The organism is Agromyces sp. NPDC058104 (assembly GCF_042884835.1).
Taxonomy (GTDB): domain Bacteria; phylum Actinomycetota; class Actinomycetes; order Actinomycetales; family Microbacteriaceae; genus Agromyces.
Genome location: NZ_JBHVTD010000003.1, coordinates 403,066 through 423,337 on the forward strand (window position 1 = coordinate 403,066; position 20,272 = coordinate 423,337).

The 20,272-nt window shown below is 71.7% G+C and carries 18 protein-coding genes; all 18 read right to left on the reverse strand.

Going from position 1 to position 20,272, the window contains the following annotated elements; all coding sequences use genetic code 11:
* Positions 1 to 15 precede the first annotated feature (15 nt).
* Positions 16 to 432 (reverse strand): SRPBCC family protein, encoded by a 417-nt coding sequence (locus tag ACFVTH_RS15750; protein ID WP_387092854.1) that lies wholly within the window; start codon positions 430 to 432, stop codon positions 16 to 18.
* Between the two features lie 132 nt (positions 433 to 564).
* The gene (pyk, locus tag ACFVTH_RS15755; RefSeq protein WP_387092855.1) at positions 565 to 1,980 is read right to left on the reverse strand and encodes a pyruvate kinase; all 1,416 of its coding nucleotides are present in this window, start codon (positions 1,978 to 1,980) and stop codon (positions 565 to 567) included.
* Between the two features lie 76 nt (positions 1,981 to 2,056).
* Complete coding sequence (locus ACFVTH_RS15760; protein ID WP_387092858.1) at positions 2,057 to 3,514, reverse strand: glutamate synthase subunit beta; 1,458 nt, start codon at positions 3,512 to 3,514, stop codon at positions 2,057 to 2,059.
* Positions 3,515 to 3,811: 297 nt separating this feature from the next.
* Positions 3,812 to 8,335 carry a glutamate synthase large subunit gene (gene gltB / locus ACFVTH_RS15765; RefSeq protein ID WP_387092861.1) on the reverse strand — a complete coding sequence of 1,508 codons (4,524 nt, stop codon included), beginning with the start codon at positions 8,333 to 8,335 and terminating at the stop codon, positions 3,812 to 3,814.
* A 164-nt stretch (positions 8,336 to 8,499) separates the two neighbouring features.
* The gene (gene lgt, locus ACFVTH_RS15770; protein WP_387092863.1) at positions 8,500 to 9,510 is read right to left on the reverse strand and encodes a prolipoprotein diacylglyceryl transferase; all 1,011 of its coding nucleotides are present in this window, start codon (positions 9,508 to 9,510) and stop codon (positions 8,500 to 8,502) included.
* Between the two features lie 59 nt (positions 9,511 to 9,569).
* A complete protein-coding gene (gene trpA, locus ACFVTH_RS15775; protein WP_387092866.1) occupies positions 9,570 to 10,364 on the reverse strand; it encodes a tryptophan synthase subunit alpha in 795 nt (264 codons plus the stop codon).
* Positions 10,361 to 11,569: a tryptophan synthase subunit beta gene (gene trpB / locus ACFVTH_RS15780; protein WP_386941049.1), complete on the reverse strand. Its 1,209-nt coding sequence runs from the start codon at positions 11,567 to 11,569 to the stop codon at positions 10,361 to 10,363. The genes trpA and trpB overlap by 4 nt, the downstream gene beginning before the upstream one ends.
* Before the next feature lies 1 nt (position 11,570).
* Positions 11,571 to 12,341 carry an indole-3-glycerol phosphate synthase TrpC gene (gene trpC / locus ACFVTH_RS15785; RefSeq protein ID WP_387092869.1) on the reverse strand — a complete coding sequence of 257 codons (771 nt, stop codon included), beginning with the start codon at positions 12,339 to 12,341 and terminating at the stop codon, positions 11,571 to 11,573.
* Positions 12,342 to 12,572, reverse strand: coding sequence for a DUF6704 family protein (locus ACFVTH_RS15790; RefSeq protein ID WP_387092871.1), 231 nt, complete (start codon positions 12,570 to 12,572; stop codon positions 12,342 to 12,344).
* Positions 12,573 to 12,606: 34 nt separating this feature from the next.
* A complete protein-coding gene (locus ACFVTH_RS15795) occupies positions 12,607 to 13,275 on the reverse strand; it encodes a Trp biosynthesis-associated membrane protein (protein ID WP_387092874.1) in 669 nt (222 codons plus the stop codon).
* The gene (locus ACFVTH_RS15800) at positions 13,272 to 14,798 is read right to left on the reverse strand and encodes an anthranilate synthase component I (protein WP_387092876.1); all 1,527 of its coding nucleotides are present in this window, start codon (positions 14,796 to 14,798) and stop codon (positions 13,272 to 13,274) included. The genes ACFVTH_RS15795 and ACFVTH_RS15800 overlap by 4 nt, the downstream gene beginning before the upstream one ends.
* Positions 14,799 to 14,859: 61 nt before the next feature.
* Positions 14,860 to 15,231: a phosphoribosyl-AMP cyclohydrolase gene (hisI, locus tag ACFVTH_RS15805; protein WP_387092878.1), complete on the reverse strand. Its 372-nt coding sequence runs from the start codon at positions 15,229 to 15,231 to the stop codon at positions 14,860 to 14,862.
* The gene (gene hisF, locus ACFVTH_RS15810; protein ID WP_387092881.1) at positions 15,228 to 15,989 is read right to left on the reverse strand and encodes an imidazole glycerol phosphate synthase subunit HisF; all 762 of its coding nucleotides are present in this window, start codon (positions 15,987 to 15,989) and stop codon (positions 15,228 to 15,230) included. The genes hisI and hisF overlap by 4 nt, the downstream gene beginning before the upstream one ends.
* A gap of 10 nt (positions 15,990 to 15,999) precedes the next feature.
* A complete protein-coding gene (hisG, locus tag ACFVTH_RS15815) occupies positions 16,000 to 16,842 on the reverse strand; it encodes an ATP phosphoribosyltransferase (protein WP_387092884.1) in 843 nt (280 codons plus the stop codon).
* 44 nt (positions 16,843 to 16,886) lie between these two features.
* Positions 16,887 to 17,150, reverse strand: a complete 264-nt coding sequence (locus ACFVTH_RS15820; protein ID WP_157424159.1) for a phosphoribosyl-ATP diphosphatase — start codon at positions 17,148 to 17,150, stop codon at positions 16,887 to 16,889.
* A 10-nt stretch (positions 17,151 to 17,160) separates the two neighbouring features.
* Entirely contained in the window at positions 17,161 to 17,829 is a 669-nt protein-coding gene (gene rpe / locus ACFVTH_RS15825) for a ribulose-phosphate 3-epimerase (protein ID WP_387092887.1), read from the reverse strand.
* A 48-nt stretch (positions 17,830 to 17,877) separates the two neighbouring features.
* On the reverse strand, positions 17,878 to 19,239 hold the full coding sequence (locus tag ACFVTH_RS15830) for an RsmB/NOP family class I SAM-dependent RNA methyltransferase (protein ID WP_387093655.1): 1,362 nt from the start codon (positions 19,237 to 19,239) through the stop codon (positions 17,878 to 17,880).
* Between the two features lie 91 nt (positions 19,240 to 19,330).
* On the reverse strand, positions 19,331 to 20,269 hold the full coding sequence (fmt, locus tag ACFVTH_RS15835; RefSeq protein WP_387092889.1) for a methionyl-tRNA formyltransferase: 939 nt from the start codon (positions 20,267 to 20,269) through the stop codon (positions 19,331 to 19,333).
* Positions 20,270 to 20,272: the final 3 nt, after the last annotated feature.

A 20,272-nucleotide genomic window follows, 5' to 3' on the forward strand; every position in this document is an offset into this window, starting at 1 on the left:
GATCGACTGCCCCGATCATGCCTCGTCGGAGGCGGCGAGGTGCACGTTCCGCCGCTCGATGAGGCGTCTGACATACGGCCCGAGCACCGGTTCGACCATGCGGCCGAGCGGCCCGAGGGGCGCCGCGAAGGCGACCTCGTCGATCATGACCGTCTCGCCCGCCGCGCCCGGCTCGAAACGGTGCACGTGCCGGAACCACCGGAACGGGCCGCGCACCTGCTCGTCGACGAAGCGGTGCGGGCGGTCGGACTCGGTGATCCGGCTCGTCATGCGCCAGCGCAGGCCGAAGTGGCGGGCCCGCCACGTGACCTCCTCGCCGAGGCCGATCGCCCCCGACGTCACGCCCCCGACCGCCCGTTCGTCCGTGTGGGCCAGGGAGGCGACGTGCAGGTCGATGGAGCGCGACCGGTCGAACGCGGCCTCACGGGGCATCGCCAGGACCGTCCTGCATTCGAATCGCACGACCACCCCAGCAGTGTCGCAGGCCGAGGCATCCGCCGCTGCCCGAACGGACGGGAACGACGAAGGAGCCGGCCCTCGCGGGCCGGCTCCTTCGCGGATGCGCTAGAGCACCTCGCCGACGACGTGCACGCGCACGTCGTTCGTGGTGCCCGGGATTCCGGGAGGGGAACCCGAGATGATGACGACCTTCTCGCCGTTGACGGCCTTGCCGGTCTTCGCGAGCGCCTCGTCGACCTGCCCGACCATCTGGTCGGTGTGGGTGACGCGCGAGACGACGAACGACTCGACGCCCCAGTTGAGCGCCATGCGGCGACGGATGGCGGGGTCGGGCGTGAAGGCGAGGATGGGGATCTTCGAGCGCAGACGCGTCATGCGGCGCACCGTCTCGCCCGACTCGGTGAAGACGCAGAGGTACTTCGCCTCGACGAAGTCGGCGACCTCGACGGCGGCCGCGGTGATCGCGCCCGACTGCGTCCGGGGCTTCGTGCCGAGCGGCGCGATGCGGTCGAGACCGTGCTGCTCGGTCGACTCGACGATGCGCGCCATGGTCTGCACGGTGATGACCGGATACTCGCCGACGCTCGTCTCGCCCGAGAGCATGACGGCGTCGGCGCCGTCGAGCACCGCGTTGGCGACGTCGGAGGTCTCGGCGCGCGTCGGGACGGGGCTGTGGATCATCGACTCGAGCATCTGGGTCGCGACGATGACGGGCTTGGCGAGACGGCGGGCGATCTCGACCGCGCGCTTCTGCACGATCGGCACGGCCTCGAGCGGCAGCTCGACGCCGAGGTCGCCACGGGCGACCATGACGGCGTCGAAGGCCTCGGTGATCTCCTCGAGGGCGTCGACGGCCTGCGGCTTCTCGACCTTGGCGACCACCGGCACGCGGCGGCCGACCTCGTCCATGATCTCGTGCACGCGGGTGATGTCGGCCGCGTTCCGCACGAACGAGAGCGCGATGAGGTCGGCGCCGAGCTCGAGGCCCCAGCGGAGGTCGGCCTCGTCCTTCTCGGAGAGCGCGGGCACGTTGACCGCGACGCCGGGCAGGTTGATGCCCTTGTTGTTCGAGACGGGGCCGGCGACGACGACCTTGGTCGTGACGACCGTGCCGTCGGTCTCGACGACCTCGACGCGCACCTTGCCGTCGTCGATGAGGAGGAAGTCGCCAGGCTTGACGTCCTGCGGGAGGCCCTTGAAGGTCGTGCCGACGATCTCCTTCGTGCCGAGGATGTCTTCTGTGGTGATCTTGAAGATGTCGCCCTCGGCGAGCTCGTGCGGGCCGTCGGCGAACTTGCCGAGGCGGATCTTCGGGCCCTGCAGGTCGACGAGCACGGCGACCGCGCGGCCCGAGTCGCTCGCGGCCTTGCGCACGTTCTGGTAGACGCCCTCGTGGACGTCGTACGTGCCGTGGCTGAGGTTCATTCGTGCGACGTCGACGCCCGCATCGATGATCGCCCGGATCTGCTCGTAGCTCGACGTCGCCGGCCCGAGGGTGGCGACGATCTTCGCTCGTCTCATGTGTATGTGCTCCCGGTGTTCCGCGCCGAAGCGCTGGTGTTGGTACGAAAGACGCGCCGCCGGCGGCGCGCCGGGTTCAGATGGCGAACGCGCGCGCGTTCGCCGGGATCGGGCTCGGCAGCGAGGTCTCGCCTTCAAGGTACCGGTCGACGGCTGCGGCCGCAGCCCGGCCCTCCGCGATCGCCCAGACGATGAGCGACTGCCCGCGTCCGGCGTCGCCGGCGACGAACACGCCGGGCTGCGCGGTCGCGTAGGCCGCGTCGCGCTCGAGGTTGCCCCGGTCGGTGACCGTCAGCGCGAGCTGCTCGTCGAGCTCGCGGCTCTCGGGCCCGGTGAAGCCGAGCGCCAGCAGCACGAGGTCGGCGGGTATCTCGCGCTCCGTGCCCGCCTTCGGCACGCGTCGGCCGTCGAGGTACTCGGTCTCGGCGACCCGGATGGCCCGGAGCTCGCCCGAGTCGTTCGCGACGAACTCGACCGTCGAGACGAGGTACTCGCGGCGGCCGCCCTCCTCGTGGGCGCTCTGCACCTCGAACAGCGTCGGATGCATCGGCCAGGGCTGGTGCTCGGGGCGCGACTCCCCCGGCTGCTTGCCGATCGCGAGGTTCGTCACCGACAGCGCGCCCTGGCGGTGCGCCGTGCCGATGCAGTCGGCCCCGGTGTCGCCGCCGCCGAGGACGACGACGTGCTTGCCCTCGGCCGAGATCTGGTCGAAGACCTCGTCGCCCGCGACGTGGCGGTTCGACTGCACGAGGTACTCCATCGCGAAGTGCACGCCCGGCAGGTCGCGCCCCGGGATCGGCAGGTCGCGCGGAACCATCGCGCCGGTCGCGACCACGACGGCGTCGTAGCGCTCGCGCAGCTGGTCCCAGGTGATGTCGACGCCGATGTTCATGCCGGCCCGGAAGCGGGTGCCCTCGGCGGTCATCTGCGCGAGACGCTGCTCGAGGTGCCTCTTCTCCATCTTGAAGTCGGGGATGCCGTAGCGCAGCAGGCCGCCGATGCGGTCGTCGCGCTCGAACACCGCGACCGTGTGGCCGGCGCGGGTCAGCTGCTGCGCCGCCGCGAGGCCGGCGGGCCCGGAGCCGACGACGGCGACCGTCTTGCCGGTGAGGCGCCCGGGCGGCTGCGGCTGCACCCATCCGCTGCCGAACGCCTGGTCGATGATCGAGACCTCGACCTGCTTGATCGTGACGGCCGGCTGGTTGATGCCGAGCACGCACGCCGATTCGCACGGCGCGGGGCACAGCCGCCCCGTGAACTCGGGGAAGTTGTTCGTCGCGTGCAGGCGCTCGATCGCCGCCCGGCCCTCGCCCCGGTACATGAGGTCGTTCCACTCGGGGATGAGGTTGCCGAGCGGGCAGCCCTGGTGGCAGAACGGGATGCCGCAGTCCATGCAACGGCCGGCCTGCCTGCGCAGCTGCGCGGGGTCGCCCTGCTCGTAGACCTCCTTGAAGTCCATGATCCGGACCGGCACGGGCCGCCGCTTCGGCAGCTCGCGCTCGGTGACCTTCAGAAAGCCCTTGGGGTCAGCCATTCGTCACCTCCATGATGTTCGTCGATACTGCGCGAGACCGGACCGTCGTCCTGTCAGCCATTGGTGACCTCCAGGATGTTCATCGGTACCGCGCGAGACCAGACCGTCGTCCTGTCAGCCATTGGTGACCTCCAGGATGTTCATCGGTACCGCGCGAGACCAGACCGTCGTCCTGTCAGCCATTGGTGACCTCCAGGATGTTCATCGGTACCGCGCGCGACCAGACCTTCGTCCTGTCAGCCATTGGTGACCTCCAGGATGTTCATCGGTACCGCGCGCGACCAGACCTTCGTCCTGTCAGCCATTGGTGACCTCCAGGATGCGCGACCAGACGACGTCGCCGTCGGGGTCGAGCCCCTCGTCGACCGCGCTCTGGCGGGTGCGGAGCACGGCCGCGTAGTCGCGCGGCAGGACCTTGGTGAAGCGGTCGAGCCCGGCGTCGCCGTCGGCGAGCAGCGCGGCGGCGACCGCGGAGTCGGTCTCGGCGACGTGCTGCTCGAGCAGGTCGCGGACGATCTCGCGATCGGCGCTGCCGAGCGGGAGGAGCTCGAGCTCGCCGCTCGTGAGCGACTCGCGGTTGACGCGCTCCTCGCGGAGGCCGAGCACGTACGCGGTGCCGCCCGACATGCCGGCGCCCAGGTTGCGACCGGTCTCGCCGAGGATCACCGCGAGGCCGCCCGTCATGTACTCGAGCGCGTGGTCGCCGACGCCCTCGACGACGGCGGTGGCACCGGAGTTGCGCACCAGGAAGCGCTCGCCCACGATGCCGCGGATGAACATGCTGCCGCGGGTGGCGCCGTAGCCGATGACGTTGCCCGCAATGACGTTGCGCTCGGCGACGAAGCCGCTGTCGCGCGACGGCCGGACGACGATGCGCCCGCCCGAGAGCCCCTTGCCGACGTAGTCGTTCGAGTCGCCCTCGAGCCGCAGCGTGATGCCGCTCGGCATGAAGGCGCCGAGCGACTGGCCGGCCGAGCCCGTCAGGGTCACGTCGATCGAGCCGGCCGGGAGGCCCTGTTCGCCGTGGCGGACGGTGACCTCGTGGCCGAGCATGGTGCCGACCGCGCGCTCGGTGTTCTTGATCGGCAGCGCGATCTCGATCGCACCGCCCTCGTCGAGCACGATGCCGCTGCGACGGATGAGCTCGTTGTCGAAGTGCTCGTCGAGCTCGTGGTCCTGCTCGCGGGCGTTGCGTCGCGGCTCGGACTCCGAGAAGTCGGGGCCGACGAGCACCGGGGTCAGGTCGAGGCCCGAGGCCTTCCAGTGGTCGAGCGCGCGGTCGACGTCGAGCAGTTCGCGGCGCCCGATGATCTCGTCGAGCGAGCGGTAGCCGAGCTCGGCGAGGTACTCGCGCACCTCCTGGGCGATGAACTCGAAGAAGTTCACGACGAACTCGGGCTTGCCCGTGAAGCGCTTGCGCAGTTCGGGGTTCTGCGTCGCCACGCCGACCGGGCAGGTGTCGAGGTGGCAGACGCGCATCATGACGCAACCCTCGACGACGAGCGGCGCGGTCGCGAAGCCGAACTCCTCGGCCCCGAGCAGCGCACCGATGACCACGTCGCGGCCGGTCTTCAGCTGCCCGTCGACCTGCACCACGACGCGGTCGCGCATGCCGTTCAGCATGAGCGTCTGCTGCGTCTCGGCGAGGCCGAGCTCCCACGGGGTGCCCGCGTGCTTCAGCGAGTTCAGGGGGCTCGCACCGGTGCCGCCGTCGTGCCCCGAGACGAGGATCACGTCGGAGAGCGCCTTCGCGACACCCGCGGCGACCGCGCCGATGCCCGACTGGCTGACGAGCTTCACGTGGATGCGCGCCTTCGGGTTCGCCCGCTTGAGGTCGAAGATCAGCTGCTTGAGGTCTTCGATGGAGTAGATGTCGTGGTGCGGCGGCGGCGAGATGAGGCCGACGCCCGCGGTCGCGTGACGGGTGCGCGCGACCCACGGGTACACCTTGGTCGGCGGCAGCTGGCCGCCCTCGCCCGGCTTGGCGCCCTGCGCGAGCTTGATCTGGATGTCGTCGGCGTGCGTGAGGTACATGCTCGTCACACCGAAGCGGCCCGAGGCGACCTGCTTGATCGCGCTGCGGCGCTCGGGGTCGAGGAGACGATCGAGGTCCTCGCCGCCCTCGCCGGTGTTCGACTTCGCGCCGAGCCGGTTCATGGCGATCGCGAGGGTCTCGTGCGCCTCCTTCGAGATCGAGCCGTAGCTCATCGCACCGGTGGAGAAGCGCTTGACGATGGACGCCACCGACTCGACCTCGTCGATCGGCACCGCCGGACGCGTGCCCGTGCGCAGCGCGAACATGCCGCGGAGCGTCGCGAGCTCCTCAGCCTGCGAGTCGACGAGCGAGGTGTACTCGCGGAACACGTCGTAGCGCCGGTTGCGCGTCGAGTGCTGCAGGCGGAACACCGTCTCGGGGTTGAACAGGTGCGGCGAGCCGTCGCGGCGCCACTGGTACTCGCCGCCGGTCGCGAGACGCTCGTGCGCGCGCACCGCCGCGTCCTGCGGGTAGGCCCTGGAATGCCGGTCGAGGTTCTCGGCGGCGATGACGTCGAGGCCGACGCCGCCGAGCTTCGACGTCGTGCCGGTGAAGTACTCCTCGATGAACTCCTGCGAGAGGCCGACCGCCTCGAACGCCTGGGCCCCTGCGTACGACGAGATCGTCGAGACGCCCATCTTCGACATGATCTTGAGGACGCCCTTGCCGAGCGCCTTGATCACGTTGTGGACCGCGTCCTCGGGGGTGATCCCGCTGATGACGCCGGCGCGCACCAGGTCCTCGCAGCTCTCCATGGCGAGGTAGGGGTTGACCGCGGAGGCGCCGTAGCCGACGAGCAGGGCGATGTGATGCACCTCGCGCACGTCGCCCGCCTCGACGACGAGTCCGACCTTCATGCGGTTCTCGGAGCGGATGAGGTGGTGGTGCACGGCCGAGAGCATGAGGAGCGACGGGATCGGCGCGAGGTCCTTGTTCGAGTCGCGGTCGGAGAGCACGATGAACTTCGCACCCTGCTCGATGGCCTCGTCGACCTCGCCGCACATCGCGGCGATGCGGTCGCGCAGCGCGTCGGGGCCCTCGTCGAAGCGGTAGAGGCCGCGGACGGTCACCGTCGTGCGCCGGCCCGGCATGGGATCGATGTGCACGATCTTCGCGAGCTCGTCGTTGTCGATCACCGGGAAGGTGAGCGAGACCTGGCGCGCGTGCTCGGGACCCGCGTCGAGCAGGTTGCGCTCGGGCCCGAGCGAGGTGCCGAGCGAGGTGACGACCGCCTCGCGGATCGAGTCGAGCGGCGGGTTCGTGACCTGCGCGAACTGCTGCGTGAAGTAGTCGAAGAGCAGCCGCGGGCGCTTGGACAGCACGGCGATCGGGGTGTCGGAGCCCATGGCGCCGAGCGGCTCCTGCCCGGTGCGCGCCATCGGCGCGAGCAGGATCTTCACCTCTTCCTCGGTGTAGCCGAAGGTGCGCTGGCGGCGGTTGACCGAGGCCGGCGGGTGCACGATGTGCTCGCGTTCGGGCAGGTCGGCGAGCCGGATCCGGCCCTCCTCGAGCCACTCGCCCCACGGCGCGGACGACTCGAGCTGCGACTTGATCTCGTCGTCCTCGATGAGTCGCCCGGCCTCGGTGTCGACGAGGAACATGCGGCCCGGCTGCAGCCGGCCCTTGCGGACGATGCGGGACTGCTCGAGGTCGAGCACGCCGATCTCGCTCGCGAGCACCACCAGCCCGTCGTCGGTGACGACGTACCGCCCGGGGCGGAGGCCGTTGCGGTCGAGCGTCGCGCCGACGAGCGAGCCGTCGGTGAAGACGATGGCCGCCGGGCCGTCCCACGGCTCCATGAGCATGGAGTGGTACTCGTAGAACGCGCGTCGCTCGGGGCTCAGCTCGGCCTGGTTCTCCCACGCCTCGGGCACCATCATCATGATGGCGTGCGGGAGGCTGCGACCCGCGAGCGTGAGCAGCTCGACGACCTCGTCGAATGAGGCCGAGTCGCTCGCCCCGGGGGTCACGATCGGGAGGATCGGGCCGAGGTCGCCGAGCAGCTCGGACTCGAGCTGGGACTGGCGGGCCCGCATCCAGTTGCGGTTGCCCTGGATCGTGTTGATCTCCCCGTTGTGCGCGATCATGCGGAACGGCTGCGCCAGCGGCCACGACGGGAAGGTGTTCGTCGAGTACCGCGAGTGCACGAGGGCGAGCTTCGAGGCGAAGCGCTCGTCGGAGAGGTCGGGGTAGAACGGCTCGAGCTGGAGCGTCGTGACCATGCCCTTGTAGACCATCGTGCGGCACGACAGCGAGGCGAAGTACAGCTCGAGCTCGCGCTCCGCGCGCTTGCGGAACCGGAAGGCGAGCACGTCGAGGGCGATGCCCTCGAGCCGCGCACCGCTGGAGTTCGTCGCGCTCGACTGCAGGAACAGCTGCTGCACCGCCGGCATGGCGGCGCGCGCGAGCGTGCCGAGTTCCTCGGGCCTGACGGGCACCTCGCGCCAGCCGAGCACCTCGAGGCCCTCGGATGCCGCGAGCTCGCCGAGCTGCCGCTTGACCGAGCTGCGCGTGGTCGGGTCGACGGGCAGGAATGCGTTGCCCACGATGTAGGACCCGGCCGCCGGCAGCGGGAAGGTGGCCACCGCACGCAGGAACTCGTCGGGGATCTGGGTCACGATGCCCGCGCCGTCGCCCGTGCCCGCGTCGGAGCCGACGGCTCCGCGGTGCTCGAGGTGGCGCAGGGCGTCGAGCGCCGCGGTGATGATGTCGTGCCCCGCGGTGCCGCGGAGCGTGGCGACCATCGCCAGCCCGCAGGCGTCTTTCTCGTCGGCGGGGTCGTACATGCCTTGCGCGGCGGGGACTGATCCGAACCGCGAGAAGGGTTGGCTGAGCGACACAGGGACCGTCCTCATCAACTAGTGGGAAGCGGGGACGCCATCGGCCCTACACGGGGATGTCCGACGCATGGTGCGGCGCCGGTTCGGAGAACGTGGTGTGGGGCGGCTGCCTAAGAGGTGGAACGGCTCGGGCTTGTGGCCGCCGTCTCGCCCAGGGATTCGTTCTCGCCCTCGACGCCGTCGTCGAGAGAGTCTGAGTCGGACTCGATTTCGTCTGAGTCTACCTCAGCGTCGGGGCCCTTCCATTCACGTCCGGGCACGTACGGGCTCGGCTCGGTTCCGGTGTGCCGACGGCGCTGCACGAGGAGGATGACGATACCGAGGACGACGGCGGCGAACGACGCCCAGACGTTGACGCGGATGCCGAGGAACATCTCGCTCGGGTCGACGCGGATCGACTCGAAGAACGAGCGGCCGAGGCCGTACCAGATCAGGTAGACGGCGAAGGCCTTGCCCCAGCGCAGGTTGATCCGGCGCTCGAGGAGCACGATGAGCGCCGCGCCCGCGAGGTTCCAGACCAGCTCGTAGAGGAAGGTCGGGTGGAAGAGCGTGCCCTCCGCGAGTCCCTGCGGCCAGGCCGCGTTGTCGACCTCGATCTCGAGGCCCCACGGCAGGTCGGTGGGTGCGCCGAACAGCTCGTGGTTGAACCAGTTGCCGAGCCGGCCGATCGCCTGCGCGACGAGGAGTCCGGGCGCGAGCGCATCGGCGAACGAGAGGAACCGGATGCCGGTGAAGCGGCAGCCGATGAGGACACCGATCGCGCCGCCGATGAGGGCGCCGTAGATCGCGTTGCCGCCCTCCCAGATGTTCCAGACGGCGCCGGGCTGGAACGGGTTCCAGACGTTCGCGCCCTCGTAGAAGTAGTCGTCGGGGTGCGTCAGCACGTGGTAGAGGCGCGCGCCGATGATGCCGAGCGGCACCGCCCAGAGCGCGATGTCGAGCACGATGCCGGGCTCGGCGCCGCGCTTGGTCAGGCGGCGGGAGGTGATCACGACGGCGAGGATGATGCCGACGAGGATGCAGAGCGCGTAGGTGTTGATGTTGAGCTGCAACCCGAACAGGTTGATCTCCCAAGCCTGCCACTCGTAGTCGGGACTCGGAATGCTGAGCGGTGCAATCACTCGGGCTGCTGCCTTTCCTCGGGAGAAACGTCGGCCGCGTGGGCCTCAGTCAGCGTACTTCACTCGGCGCGCGTGCCGCGCGCGAGCTCCGCGGCGAGCTCGCCCGCCGCCCGGACCCCGCCGTCGGCGAGGGCCTTCACGAGCGCCGACCCCACGATCGCGCCCTCGGCGTAGTCGAGCACCTCGCGCACCTGCGCGGCCGTCGAGATGCCGAGCCCGACGCAGCTCGCCGGGGCGCCGGCCTGCTGGAGCCGGGCGACGAGGGTGCGGGCGGCCTCGTCGACATCGCTGCGGGCGCCCGTGATGCCCATCGTCGACACGGCGTACACGAACCCGCGGCTCGCCTCGACGGCCTGCGCGATGCGCGCGTCGCTCGAGGTCGGAGCGGCGAGGAAGACGCGGTCGAGCCCGGCGCGCTCGGAGGCGGCGATCCACTCGGCGCCCTCGTCGGGGATGAGGTCGGGGGTGATGAGCCCCGCTCCCCCTGCGGCGGCCAGGTCGGCGGCGAAGCGCTCGACGCCGTACTGCACCACGGGGTTCCAGTAGGTCATGATCAGCACCGGGGCATCCACCCGCTCGGTGACGCGGCGCACCGCCTCGAAGCCGTCGGCGAGGCGGAAGCCGTTCGCGAGCGCCTGCTGCGTGGCGGCCTGGATGACCGGGCCGTCCATGACGGGATCGGAGTACGGGAGCCCCAGCTCGAGCACGTCGACGCCGTTCTCGACGAGCGCGACCGCGGCATCGACGCTCTCGTCGAGGGTCGGGAAGCCCACGGGCAGGTAGCCGATGAGCGCACCGGATGCCTCGGCGTTGCGCCGCGCGATGACCGGGCCGACCGTGTTGCGAGCGGTCATGCGCCGGCCTCCTCGTCGTACAGCTCGAAGTACCGGGCTGCGGTGTCCATGTCCTTGTCGCCGCGACCCGAGAGGTTCACGAGGATCGTGGCGTCGGGGCCGAGCTCGCGGCCGAGCTCGAGCGTGCCGGCGAGTGCGTGCGACGACTCGATGGCCGGGATGATGCCCTCGGTGCGGGTGAGCAGGCGCAGCGCCTGCATGGCGGCGTCGTCGGTGACCGGGCGGTACTGCGCCCGGCCGATCGCGGAGAGCCACGAGTGCTCGGGGCCGACGCCCGGGTAGTCGAGCCCGGCCGAGATCGAGTGCGACTCGATCGTCTGGCCGTCGTCGTCCTGCAGCATGTAGCTGCGAGCGCCGTGGAGCACGCCGGGGCGGCCCTTCGTGATGGTCGCCGCGTGACGAGGCGTGTCGACGCCCTCGCCGCCGGCCTCGAAGCCGTAGAGCCCGACGCCCTCGTCGTCGAGGAAGGCGTGGAAGATGCCGATCGCGTTCGATCCGCCGCCGACGCACGCCGTCACGGCGGTCGGGAGCGCGCCGGTGAGGTCGAGCACCTGCTGGCGCGCCTCTTCGCCGATGATCTTCTGGAAGTCGCGCACCATCTCGGGGAACGGGTGCGGACCGGCGACCGTGCCGAAGATGTAGTTGGTCGTCGCGACGTTCGTGACCCAGTCGCGCATCGCCTCGTTGATCGCGTCCTTCAGGGTGCGCGAGCCGGCCGTGACGGCGATGACCTCGGCCCCGAGCAGCCGCATGCGCGCCACGTTCAGCGCCTGCCGCTCGGTGTCGACCTCGCCCATGTAGATCGTGCAGTCGAGGCCGAAGAGCGCCGCCGCCGTCGCGGTCGCGACGCCGTGCTGGCCCGCGCCCGTCTCGGCGATGACGCGCTGCTTGCCGATGCGCTTCGTGAGCAGCGCCTGGCCGAGCACGTTGTTGATCTTGTGCGACCCCGTGTGGTTGAGGTCTTCGCGCTTCAGGATGACGCGGGCGCCGCCCGCGTGCTTCGCGAAACGCGGCACCTCGGTGATGATCGACGGACGCCCCGTGTAGCTGCGACCGAGTTCGGCGAGCTCGGCGCCGAAGGCCGGGTCGAGCTTCGCGAGATCGTACGCCTCGCCGAGCTCGTCGAGGGCGGCGACGAGGGATTCGGGCACGAAGCGCCCGCCGAAGTCGCCGAAGTACGGACCGGTCTGCGCGCGAAGCGCCATGTCACACCGCCAGGAAAGCTGAGAGGTTGGCAATCGGGTCGCCCGTGACGAGGGCCTCGCCGACGAGCACGACGTCGGCACCCGACGCCCGGTAGTGCGCGACGTCGGCGGGCGAGAGCACCGCCGACTCGGCCACCTTGATCGCACCCTCGGGGAAGCGATCGGCGAGGCGGCCGAAGAGGTCGCGGTCGAGCTCGAAGCTCGAGAGGTCGCGGGCGTTCACGCCGATCAGGCGTGCGCCGAGCGCGGCCGCCCGGTCGAGCTCCTCGGCCGAGTGCGTCTCGACGAGCGGCGTCATGCCGAGCGAGACGATGAGGTCGAAGAGCTCGCGGAGCGTCGCGTCGTCGAGCGCGGCGACGATGAGGAGCACGAGGTCGGCGCCTGCGGCGCGCGCCTCGAACACCTGGTACGGCGTCGCGATGAAGTCCTTGCGCAGCACCGGCAGCGCGACCGCGGCGCGCACGGACTCGAGGTCGGCGAGCGAGCCGCCGAACTTGCGCCCCTCGGTGAGCACGCTGATCGCGCTCGCGCCGCCGAGCTCGTAGCTGCGGGCGAGAGCCGCCGGGTCGGCGATCGTCGCGAGCGGGCCGCGAGAGGGGCTCGAGCGCTTGATCTCGGCGATCACCTTGACGTGCGCGGCGGGGCGCAGCGCCTCGAGGGCGTCGAGCGCCGCCGGGCGGGCGAGCGCCGCGGCCTCGACGTCGGCGAGCGGACGGCTCTCACGGCGTGCGACCGCATCGGCGACCGCGTTCGCCGTCAGTTCGGCCAGCACCTAGTGCGCCTTTTCAGCGACCTTCGAGCCGCCGACGCCGTAGCCGGCACGGGCGAGCACCCAGCCGACGAGCAGGCCGACGACGAGGAGACCGGCCGACGCCCAGACGAGCCACTGCGCATCGAAGAAGAAGGCGACCGTGCCGACCACGAACGCGACGAGCATGATGGTGACGGCGGTCCACGCCGCGGGCGAGTGTCCGTGGCCGGGGTCTGCGGTCTCGATGCTCATGTTGCTCCTTCGTGCGGGGGTATCGCCCGCCAGTCTAGCGGTTCGGTTCGGGGTGGTTCGTGTCATCGGTCGGGTCGTCGCCGCGGCTCAGCTCGTCCCAGTCGTCGATCGCGCGATCGGACGCCGCACGCTCGGGCGCGTCGACGGAGCCGCCAGGCGCCGCACCGTCGCCGTCCGCGCGTTCGAGGCCGCTGCGGTACCGGCGGGTCGAGGCGGGCCAGCGCGTGCCCGTGACGAGCACGACGAGGCCCGCAGCGACGACGAGAACGCCGGCGACGATCGCGACGATCGGCCAGGCGGTCGCGACCGCGGTGCCGACGAGCTCGGCCGTGGGCTCGCGGCCGGCGACGCCGGTCGCCTCGGTCACCGAGGGCGACACGGCGCCGACGGGGTCGCCGAGCGAGAGGGATGCGGCGAGGACGAGACATCCGCCGAGCACCACCTCGAGCAGGCCGAGGACGACCCTGATGCCCGGGCCGGCCAGTGCGAGCGCCGCGGCGAGGGCGAGCCCGGCGAGCGAGAGCGCGGCGATCGCCGGCGAGGCGACGCTGCCAGGCACCGCGATCACCTCGGCGGTGACGTGCGCGCCCGCCCCGCTCGCGAGGACGAGCTCGAACCAGGTCTGGCTCCAGGCGAGCAGTCCGAGCCCCGCACCGAGGATCGTGAGGACGATGGCGGGCAGCTTCATGCGTGCACGGCTCACGAGCGGGCCCTCCGCATGGCGTTCGCGACGGCGACGGCGCGCAACGGCGCCGCGGCCTTGTTGCGCGACTCCTCGAACTCGCTCACGGGGTCGGAGTCGGCGACGAGCCCGGCCCCGGCCTGCACCCGGGCGACGCCGCCCGAGATCGTGGCGGTGCGGATGGCGATGGCGAGATCGGCATCGCCGCCGAAGCCGAAGTAGCCGACCACTCCCCCGTAGAGCCCGCGCTGGGCGGGCTCGAGCTCGTCGATGATCTCGAGCGCCCGGGGTTTCGGCGCGCCGGAGAGCGTGCCGGCCGGGAAGGTCGCCCGGAACACCTCGATGGCGTTGGCACCGGGCACGAGGTCGCCCTCGACCGAGGAGACGAGGTGCATGATGTGGCTGAAGCGCTCGACCCGCATGAACTCGGTCACCTCGACCGAGCCGGCCTCGCACACCTTCGCGAGGTCGTTGCGGGCGAGGTCGACCAGCATGAGGTGCTCGGCCTGCTCCTTCGGGTCGGCGACGAGCTCCGACTCGAGGTCGGCGTCCTCCTCGGGGGTCGCGCCCCGCGGCTTCGAGCCGGCGATGGGATGGGTGAACACGCGCCCGTCCTGCACCTTGACGAGCGCCTCGGGCGAGGAGCCGACGATCCAGTACGGCTCGCCGTCGGCGTCGTCGAGGTGCACGAAGTACATATACGGGCTCGGGTTGAGGCTGCGCAGCACCCGGTAGACGTCGATCGCGGGCGCCGTCGCCTCGTGCTCGAAGCGCTGCGAGATGACGACCTGGAACACGTCGCCGTCGCGGATGAAGTCCTTCGAGCGCTCGACCGCCGCGAGGAAGTCGGCCTCCTCGGTGCGGTGGGTCGCCTCGGCACGACGGCCGAGGTCGATCTCGGCGAGCCACGCCTCCGCCGGTTCGGCGAGCCCGCGCTGCATGCGGTCGAGGCGCTCCTGCGCCTCGCGCCAGAGCTCGTCGGAGGTGGCGTCGGCGTCGTTGAGGGCGGAGGCGATGAGCTGCACCGTGCCGGTGCGGTGATCGATCACGACGAGCTCGGCGACGAACGAGAACGCCTGGCCCGGCATCGACGACTCGGCCGGCGGCCGGTTCGGCAGGTGTTCGATCTGGCGCACGGCCTCCCAGCCGATGAAGCCGACGAGGCCGCCGGTGAGCGGCGGCGCGCCGGGGACGTCCTCGGTCTGCCAGCGCTCGAACAGCGCCTCGAGCGCCGCGAGAGGGGGCAGCGCGGATGCCTCGCCGAGCGCCCGCTCGGCCGAGAGCCCGTAGTCCTGCCAGACGACGGCGTCGTCGTGCTCGGTGAGCACGCCGTACGACGAGACCCCGACGAACGAGTAGCGCGACCAGATGCCGCCCTGCTCGGCCGACTCGAGGAGGAAGGTGCCCGGGCGCCCCTGGGCGAGCTTGCGATAGATGCCGACGGGGGTCTCGCCGTCGGCGAAGAGCTCGCGGACGACGGGGACGACCCGTCGACCGGCCAGGAGCGCGCTGAACTCCTCGAACGTCGTCGTGGCGGCGGTCATCATGTCTCCTCGTCGCGTCGTCGGTGGGCGGTCGGCTCGTGCATGCGGTCGGCGTGCCGGGTCAGTCGACGGGCGGGCTGCCCGCGACGACCTCGATCGGGTCGCCGTCGAAGCAGGTGCGGGTGCCGGTGTGGCACGCGGCGCCGATCTGCTCGACCTTCACCAGCAGGGTATCGGCGTCGCAGTCGAGCGCGGCCTCGCGCACGTACTGGGCGTGCCCCGAGGTGTCACCCTTGCGCCAGTACTCCTGGCGCGAGCGCGACCAGAACGTGACGCGGCCCTCCGTCAGGGTGCGGCGCAGCGCCTCCCGGTCCATCCAACCGAGCATGAGCATCTCGCCCGTGTCCCATTGCTGGATGACCGCCGGAAGAAGCCCCTGCTCGTTGAAGACGGCGCGGTCGAGCGCCTGCTCGGCCGTCGAGAACCCGCTCATCGCACGACCCTCCCGTCGTCGGCGAGGGCTCGCTTGACCTCGCCGATCGTCACCTCGCCGTTGTGGAAGACGCTCGCCGCGAGCACCGCGTCGGCGCCGGCGGCGATCGCCGGTGCGAAGTCGGCGACCTGGCCCGCGCCGCCCGAGGCGATCACCGGCACGGACGAGAGCTCGTGCATGAGACCCGTGAGCTCGAGGTCGAACCCGGCCTTCGTGCCGTCGGCGTCGATCGAGTTCACGAGCAGCTCGCCCGCGCCGAGTTCGATCGCACGTCGCGCCCAGGCGAGCGCGTCGAGCTCGGTCTCGGTGCGCCCGCCGTGGGTCGTCACGACGAAGCCGGACTCGGTGCGACCCGAGCGCTTCACGTCGAGCGAGAGCACGCAGACCTGCGCGCCGAAGCGGTCGGCGATCTCGGCGATGAGCTCTGGGCGCGCGATCGCGGCGCTGTTCACCCCGATCTTGTCGGCGCCGTGGCCCAGCAGGCGCGCGACGTCGTCGGTGGAGCGCACCCCTCCGCCGACCGTCAGCGGGATGAAGACCTGCTCGGCGACCCGCTGCACCATGTCGTAGGTCGTCGAACGGTCGTCGACGGTCGCCGTCACGTCGAGGAAGGTGAGCTCGTCGGCGCCCTGCGCCGCGTAGCGGGCCGCGAGCTCGACGGGGTCGCCGGCGTCGCGGAGGTTCTGGAAGTTGACCCCCTTGACGACGCGGCCGGCGGCCACGTCCAGGCACGGGATGACACGCACTGCGAGGCTCATGCGCGGAGCCTCACAACCGGGCGGCGTGGATCGCGGACACGAGGATCGCCCGTGCGCCGATCGCGTAGAGCTCGTCCATCACGTGGTTCATGTCGACCCGCGGGATCATGACCCGCACGGCCACCCACTCGGGGTCGTGCAGCGGCGAGACCGTCGGCGACTCGAACCCGGGGGCCGCGGCGGTCGCACGCTCGAGGTGCTCGACGGGCACGTCGTAGTCGAGCAGCACGTACTGGCGCGCGACGAGCACGCCCTGGAGGCGCCGCAGCAGGGTCGCCGCGCCGGGCTTGTCGACGCCCGAGCCGATCAGCACGGCGGTCGAGTCGAGGATGACCGGGCCGAAGATCTCGAGCCCCGCCGCGCGCAGCGTGGCACCGGTCGACACGACGTCGGCGACGGCGTCGGCGACGCCGAGCCGCACGGCCGACTCGACGGCGCCGTCGAGCTTCACGAGCTTCGCCGGGGTGACGCCCTGCCGCTCGAGGAAGGCGCCGACGAGACCCGGGTAGCTCGTCGCGACGCGCACGCCCTCGAGGTCGGCGAGCTCGGAGAACGCCTCGGCGGGCCCGGCGAAGCGGAAGGTCGAGTCGCCGAAGCCGAGCGGGGCGATCTCGGCGGCCTCGGAACCGGAGTCGAGCAGCAGGTCGCGACCCGTGATGCCGACATCGAGCGCGCCGGAGCCCACGTAGGTGGCGATGTCACGGGGGCGGAGGTAGAAGAACTCGACCCCGTTGCGCGGGTCGGCGGTGTGCAGGTCGCGCGGGTCGCGGCGACCGGTGTACCCGGCCTCCCACAGCATCTGCGCGGCGGTCTCGGACAGCGAGCCCTTGTTGGGCACGGCGATTCTGAGCATTTCGGTACTTTCGTGTCGACGGTTCTGATCGGCCATGGGCGTGATCAGAGATGTCGGTACACGTCAGCCGGCGAGAGCCCCTTCGCGAGCATGAGCACCTGCAGGTGGTACAGCAGCTGCGAGATCTCTTCAGCGGTCTCGGCGTCGCTCTGGTACTCGGCGGCCATCCAGACCTCGGCCGCCTCCTCGACGATCTTCTTGCCGATGGCGTGCACGCCGGCGTCGAGCTCGCGCACGGTGCCGGAACCCTCAGGACGGGTGCGGGCCTTGTCGCTCAGCTCGACGAAGAGTTCGTCGAAGGTCTTCACGCTCTCTAGGCTACCCGTGCGCGTGGGGGTGCGCGGACGCGGCCGCCCGCAGCGCCGCGATCTGCTGCTCGGGGACGCCCCGGAACACGGCCGATCCGGCGACGAAGGTATCGGCGCCGGCCTCGGCCGCGATGCTGATCGTGTCGACCGTGACCCCGCCGTCGACCTGCAGCCACACGTCGAGCCCCGCCGAGCGCACCGCGTCGGCGACGCGCCGCAGCTTCGGCATGGTCTCGGGCATGAACGACTGCCCGCCGAAGCCCGGCTCGACCGTCATCACGAGCACCTGGTCGAACTCGTGCAGCACCTCGAGGAACGGCTCGGCGTCGGTGCCCGGCTTCAGCGCGATGCCCGCGCGGGAGCCGATCTCGCGCAACCGCCGGGCGAGCGCCACGGGGTCGGCGGCGGCTTCGACATGGAACGTCACACTCTCGGCGCCGAGCTCGGCGTATCCGGGCGCCCAGCGGTCGGGGTCGTCGATCATGAGGTGCACGTCGAGCGGGATCGGGCTCGTCGCCCGGATGCGCTCGACCATCTGCGGCCCGAAGGTGAGGTTCGGCACGAAGTGGTTGTCCATGACGTCGACGTGCACGAGGTCGGCCGTCGCGATGCGGGCGAGCTCGTGCTCGATGTTCGCGAAGTCGGCGGCGAGGATGCTCGGGTTGATGCGCGTCGTCATGGCTCGAAGCCTATCGAGCGCGGATGCCGCGGGGCTTCCCTGCCGCGATCAGGCCGTGCGACGCACGAGGGCGATGAACATCGCATCGGTGCCGTGGCGGTGCGGCCAGAGCTGCACCGTCTCGGGCGGGCCCGCGAGGTCGAGCGGTTCGCGCCCCACCGACTGCACGACGGCCCGCGTGTCGAGCTGCTCGAGCTCGCCCTCCCAGCGGCGGAGCGCTGCCGCGAGGGTGCCGTGCGTCTCGGCCGTGTGCGGCGAGCACGTGACGTACGCGAGCACGCCGCCCGGTGCGAGCAGCCGCACCGCCTGGTCGAACAGCTCGCCCTGGAGCTGCGTGAGCTCGGGCACGTCGGCGGGCTGCTTGCGCCAGCGCGCCTCCGGCCGCCTGCGGAGGGCACCGAGCCCGGTGCACGGCGCGTCGAGCAGGATGCGGTCGAATCCGCCCGCCGAGCCCAGCGCCGAGGCATCCGTCTCGCGACCGTCGCCGACGGCGACCTCCACCTCGAGCGGGACACCGGCGATCGCCCGGCGCACGAGCTCGGCGCGGGCGGGGACGAGTTCGTTCGCCACGAGGGTCGCGTCGTTCGCGAGCGCCTCGGCGGCCAGCACCGCGGTCTTGCCGCCCGGGCCGGCGCAGAGGTCGAGCCACCGCTCGCCGGGCACGACGGCCGAGGCGCGCGACAGCGCGAGCGCAGCGAGCTGGGATCCCTCGTCCTGCACGCGGACGCGACCCTCGTGCGCGGCGACGAGCGCGATCGGGTTCGGCGCGGTGGCCCCGATGGGCGAGAAGCGATTCGGCTCGCCGAGCTCCTCGGGCGACTCGTCGCCGAGCCCGGGCAGCACCGCGAGGTTCACGCGCGGTGCGACGTTGTCGGCGTCGAGGAGCGCCTCGAGCTCCTCGGCGCGCCCCTCCTTGACGAGTGCCGAGCGGAACGCCCGGACGACCCACTCGGGGTGCGAGGCGAGCACCGCGAGCCGGGCGTCGTCGTTCGGCAGCTCGGCGGCGAGCTCCTCGCGCCACGACTCGAGGCTCGACCTGGAGACCGTGCGGAGCACGCCGTTCACGAACCCGCTCGCGGCGGGGGCGATGCGCTTCGCGAGCACGACCTGCTCGTTGACCGCGGCGTGCGTCGGCACCCGGGTGGAGAGCAGCTGGTGCACGCCGAGCCGGAGGATGTCGAGCACCGGCGGATCGATGCGGTCGGCGGGGCGCCCTGCGGCCAGTTCGATGACCGCGTCGTAGAAGCCCTGCATGCGCAGCGTGCCGTAGGTCAGCTCGGTCGCGAGCGCCGCGTCGGCCTCGCCGAGCTTCGACCGCTCGATGCGCTTGGGCAGCAGGAGGTTCGCGTACGCCTCGTCGGTGCGCACCGCCTCGAGCACCTCGTAGGCGACGATCCGGGGCGGCGACACGCGCACCTGGCGGGGTCGACGGGCGTCGCGGTCGCGGTCGGGGCGTCGGGCGGGGCGTTGCTGCTGCACCCGTCAACTGTACGCGGGGCGGCTAGCCGAGCGTGCGGACGAGCTCGCCGAGGCCGCGGCCCCAGTCCGCGGCGGCCATCGCGCCCTTGCCAGCGGGCTGCACGCGGACGAGCTCGATCGGCGCGTCGGCGGTGCCGACGAGCACGCGACGACGCTCGGGGCGGAGTTCGCCGGGAGCGAGCGGCTCGGCCTGGTCCGCATCCTCGACGGCGCGCGCCTCGAGCACCTTCAGCCGCTCGCCGCCGACGGTCGTCCACGCACCCGGCTCCGGGGTGGTGCCGCGGTACCGCGCGAGCACCGCACGCGCGTCGAGGCGCCAGTCCAGCCGGCCGTCGTCGATCGTCAGCTTCGGCGCGAGACTCGGCTCGCCCGACTGCGGCTCCGCATGGGCCGTGCCGTCCGCGAGGCCGTCGACCACCTCGGCGAGGAGCCCGGCGCCGCGCTCCGCGAGGAGCTCGAGGGCGGCGCCCGCCGTCAGCCCTCCGTCGTTCGGCCAGCTGCGCGCCGCGAAGACGTCGCCGGCGTCGAGCTCGGGCACGAGCTGGAACACGGATGACCCAAGCTCGGCGTCGTCCGCGATGATCGCGTGCTGCACGGGCGCGGCACCACGCCAGGCCGGCAGCACCGAGAAATGCAGGTTGATCCAGCCGAGTCGCGGCAGTGAGAGCAGCGGTTCGCGCACGAGCCCGCCGTACGCGACGATCACGCCGAGGTCAGGGCGGAGCGCCTCGATCCCCGCCGTGGCCTCGTCGCCCAGTCGGGCCGCCTTGACGACCGGCAGCCCGTGCGCCTTCGCCGCGGCGGCGACCGGCGACGGCGTCATCACCCGCTTGCGCCCGAGCGGCGCATCGGGGCGCGTCACGACGCCGACCACCTCGTGCCGTCCGTCGCGGACGAGCCGTTCGAGGCTCGGGACGGCGGGAGCGGGCGTTCCGGCGAAGACGAGGCGTAGGGAGTTCACCCG

Excerpts from the sequence above, each read along its gene's own strand:
- rpe (WP_387092887.1), bottom strand. The coding sequence starts at position 17,829 with ATGACGACGCGCATCAACCCGAGCATCCTCGCCGCCGACTTCGCGAAC.
- hisG (WP_387092884.1), bottom strand. The coding sequence starts at position 16,842 with ATGCTCAGAATCGCCGTGCCCAACAAGGGCTCGCTGTCCGAGACCGCC.
- gltB (WP_387092861.1), bottom strand. The coding sequence starts at position 8,335 with ATGTACGACCCCGCCGACGAGAAAGACGCCTGCGGGCTGGCGATGGTC.
- ACFVTH_RS15760 (WP_387092858.1), bottom strand. The coding sequence starts at position 3,514 with ATGGCTGACCCCAAGGGCTTTCTGAAGGTCACCGAGCGCGAGCTGCCG.
- hisF (WP_387092881.1), bottom strand. The coding sequence starts at position 15,989 with ATGAGCCTCGCAGTGCGTGTCATCCCGTGCCTGGACGTGGCCGCCGGC.
- hisI (WP_387092878.1), bottom strand. The coding sequence starts at position 15,231 with ATGAGCGGGTTCTCGACGGCCGAGCAGGCGCTCGACCGCGCCGTCTTC.
- trpB (WP_386941049.1), bottom strand. The coding sequence starts at position 11,569 with ATGGCGCTTCGCGCGCAGACCGGTCCGTACTTCGGCGACTTCGGCGGG.
- trpA (WP_387092866.1), bottom strand. The coding sequence starts at position 10,364 with ATGACCGCTCGCAACACGGTCGGCCCGGTCATCGCGCGGCGCAACGCC.
- ACFVTH_RS15790 (WP_387092871.1), bottom strand. The coding sequence starts at position 12,572 with ATGAGCATCGAGACCGCAGACCCCGGCCACGGACACTCGCCCGCGGCG.
- pyk (WP_387092855.1), bottom strand. The coding sequence starts at position 1,980 with ATGAGACGAGCGAAGATCGTCGCCACCCTCGGGCCGGCGACGTCGAGC.
- ACFVTH_RS15750 (WP_387092854.1), bottom strand. The coding sequence starts at position 432 with ATGCCCCGTGAGGCCGCGTTCGACCGGTCGCGCTCCATCGACCTGCAC.
- ACFVTH_RS15800 (WP_387092876.1), bottom strand. The coding sequence starts at position 14,798 with ATGACCGCCGCCACGACGACGTTCGAGGAGTTCAGCGCGCTCCTGGCC.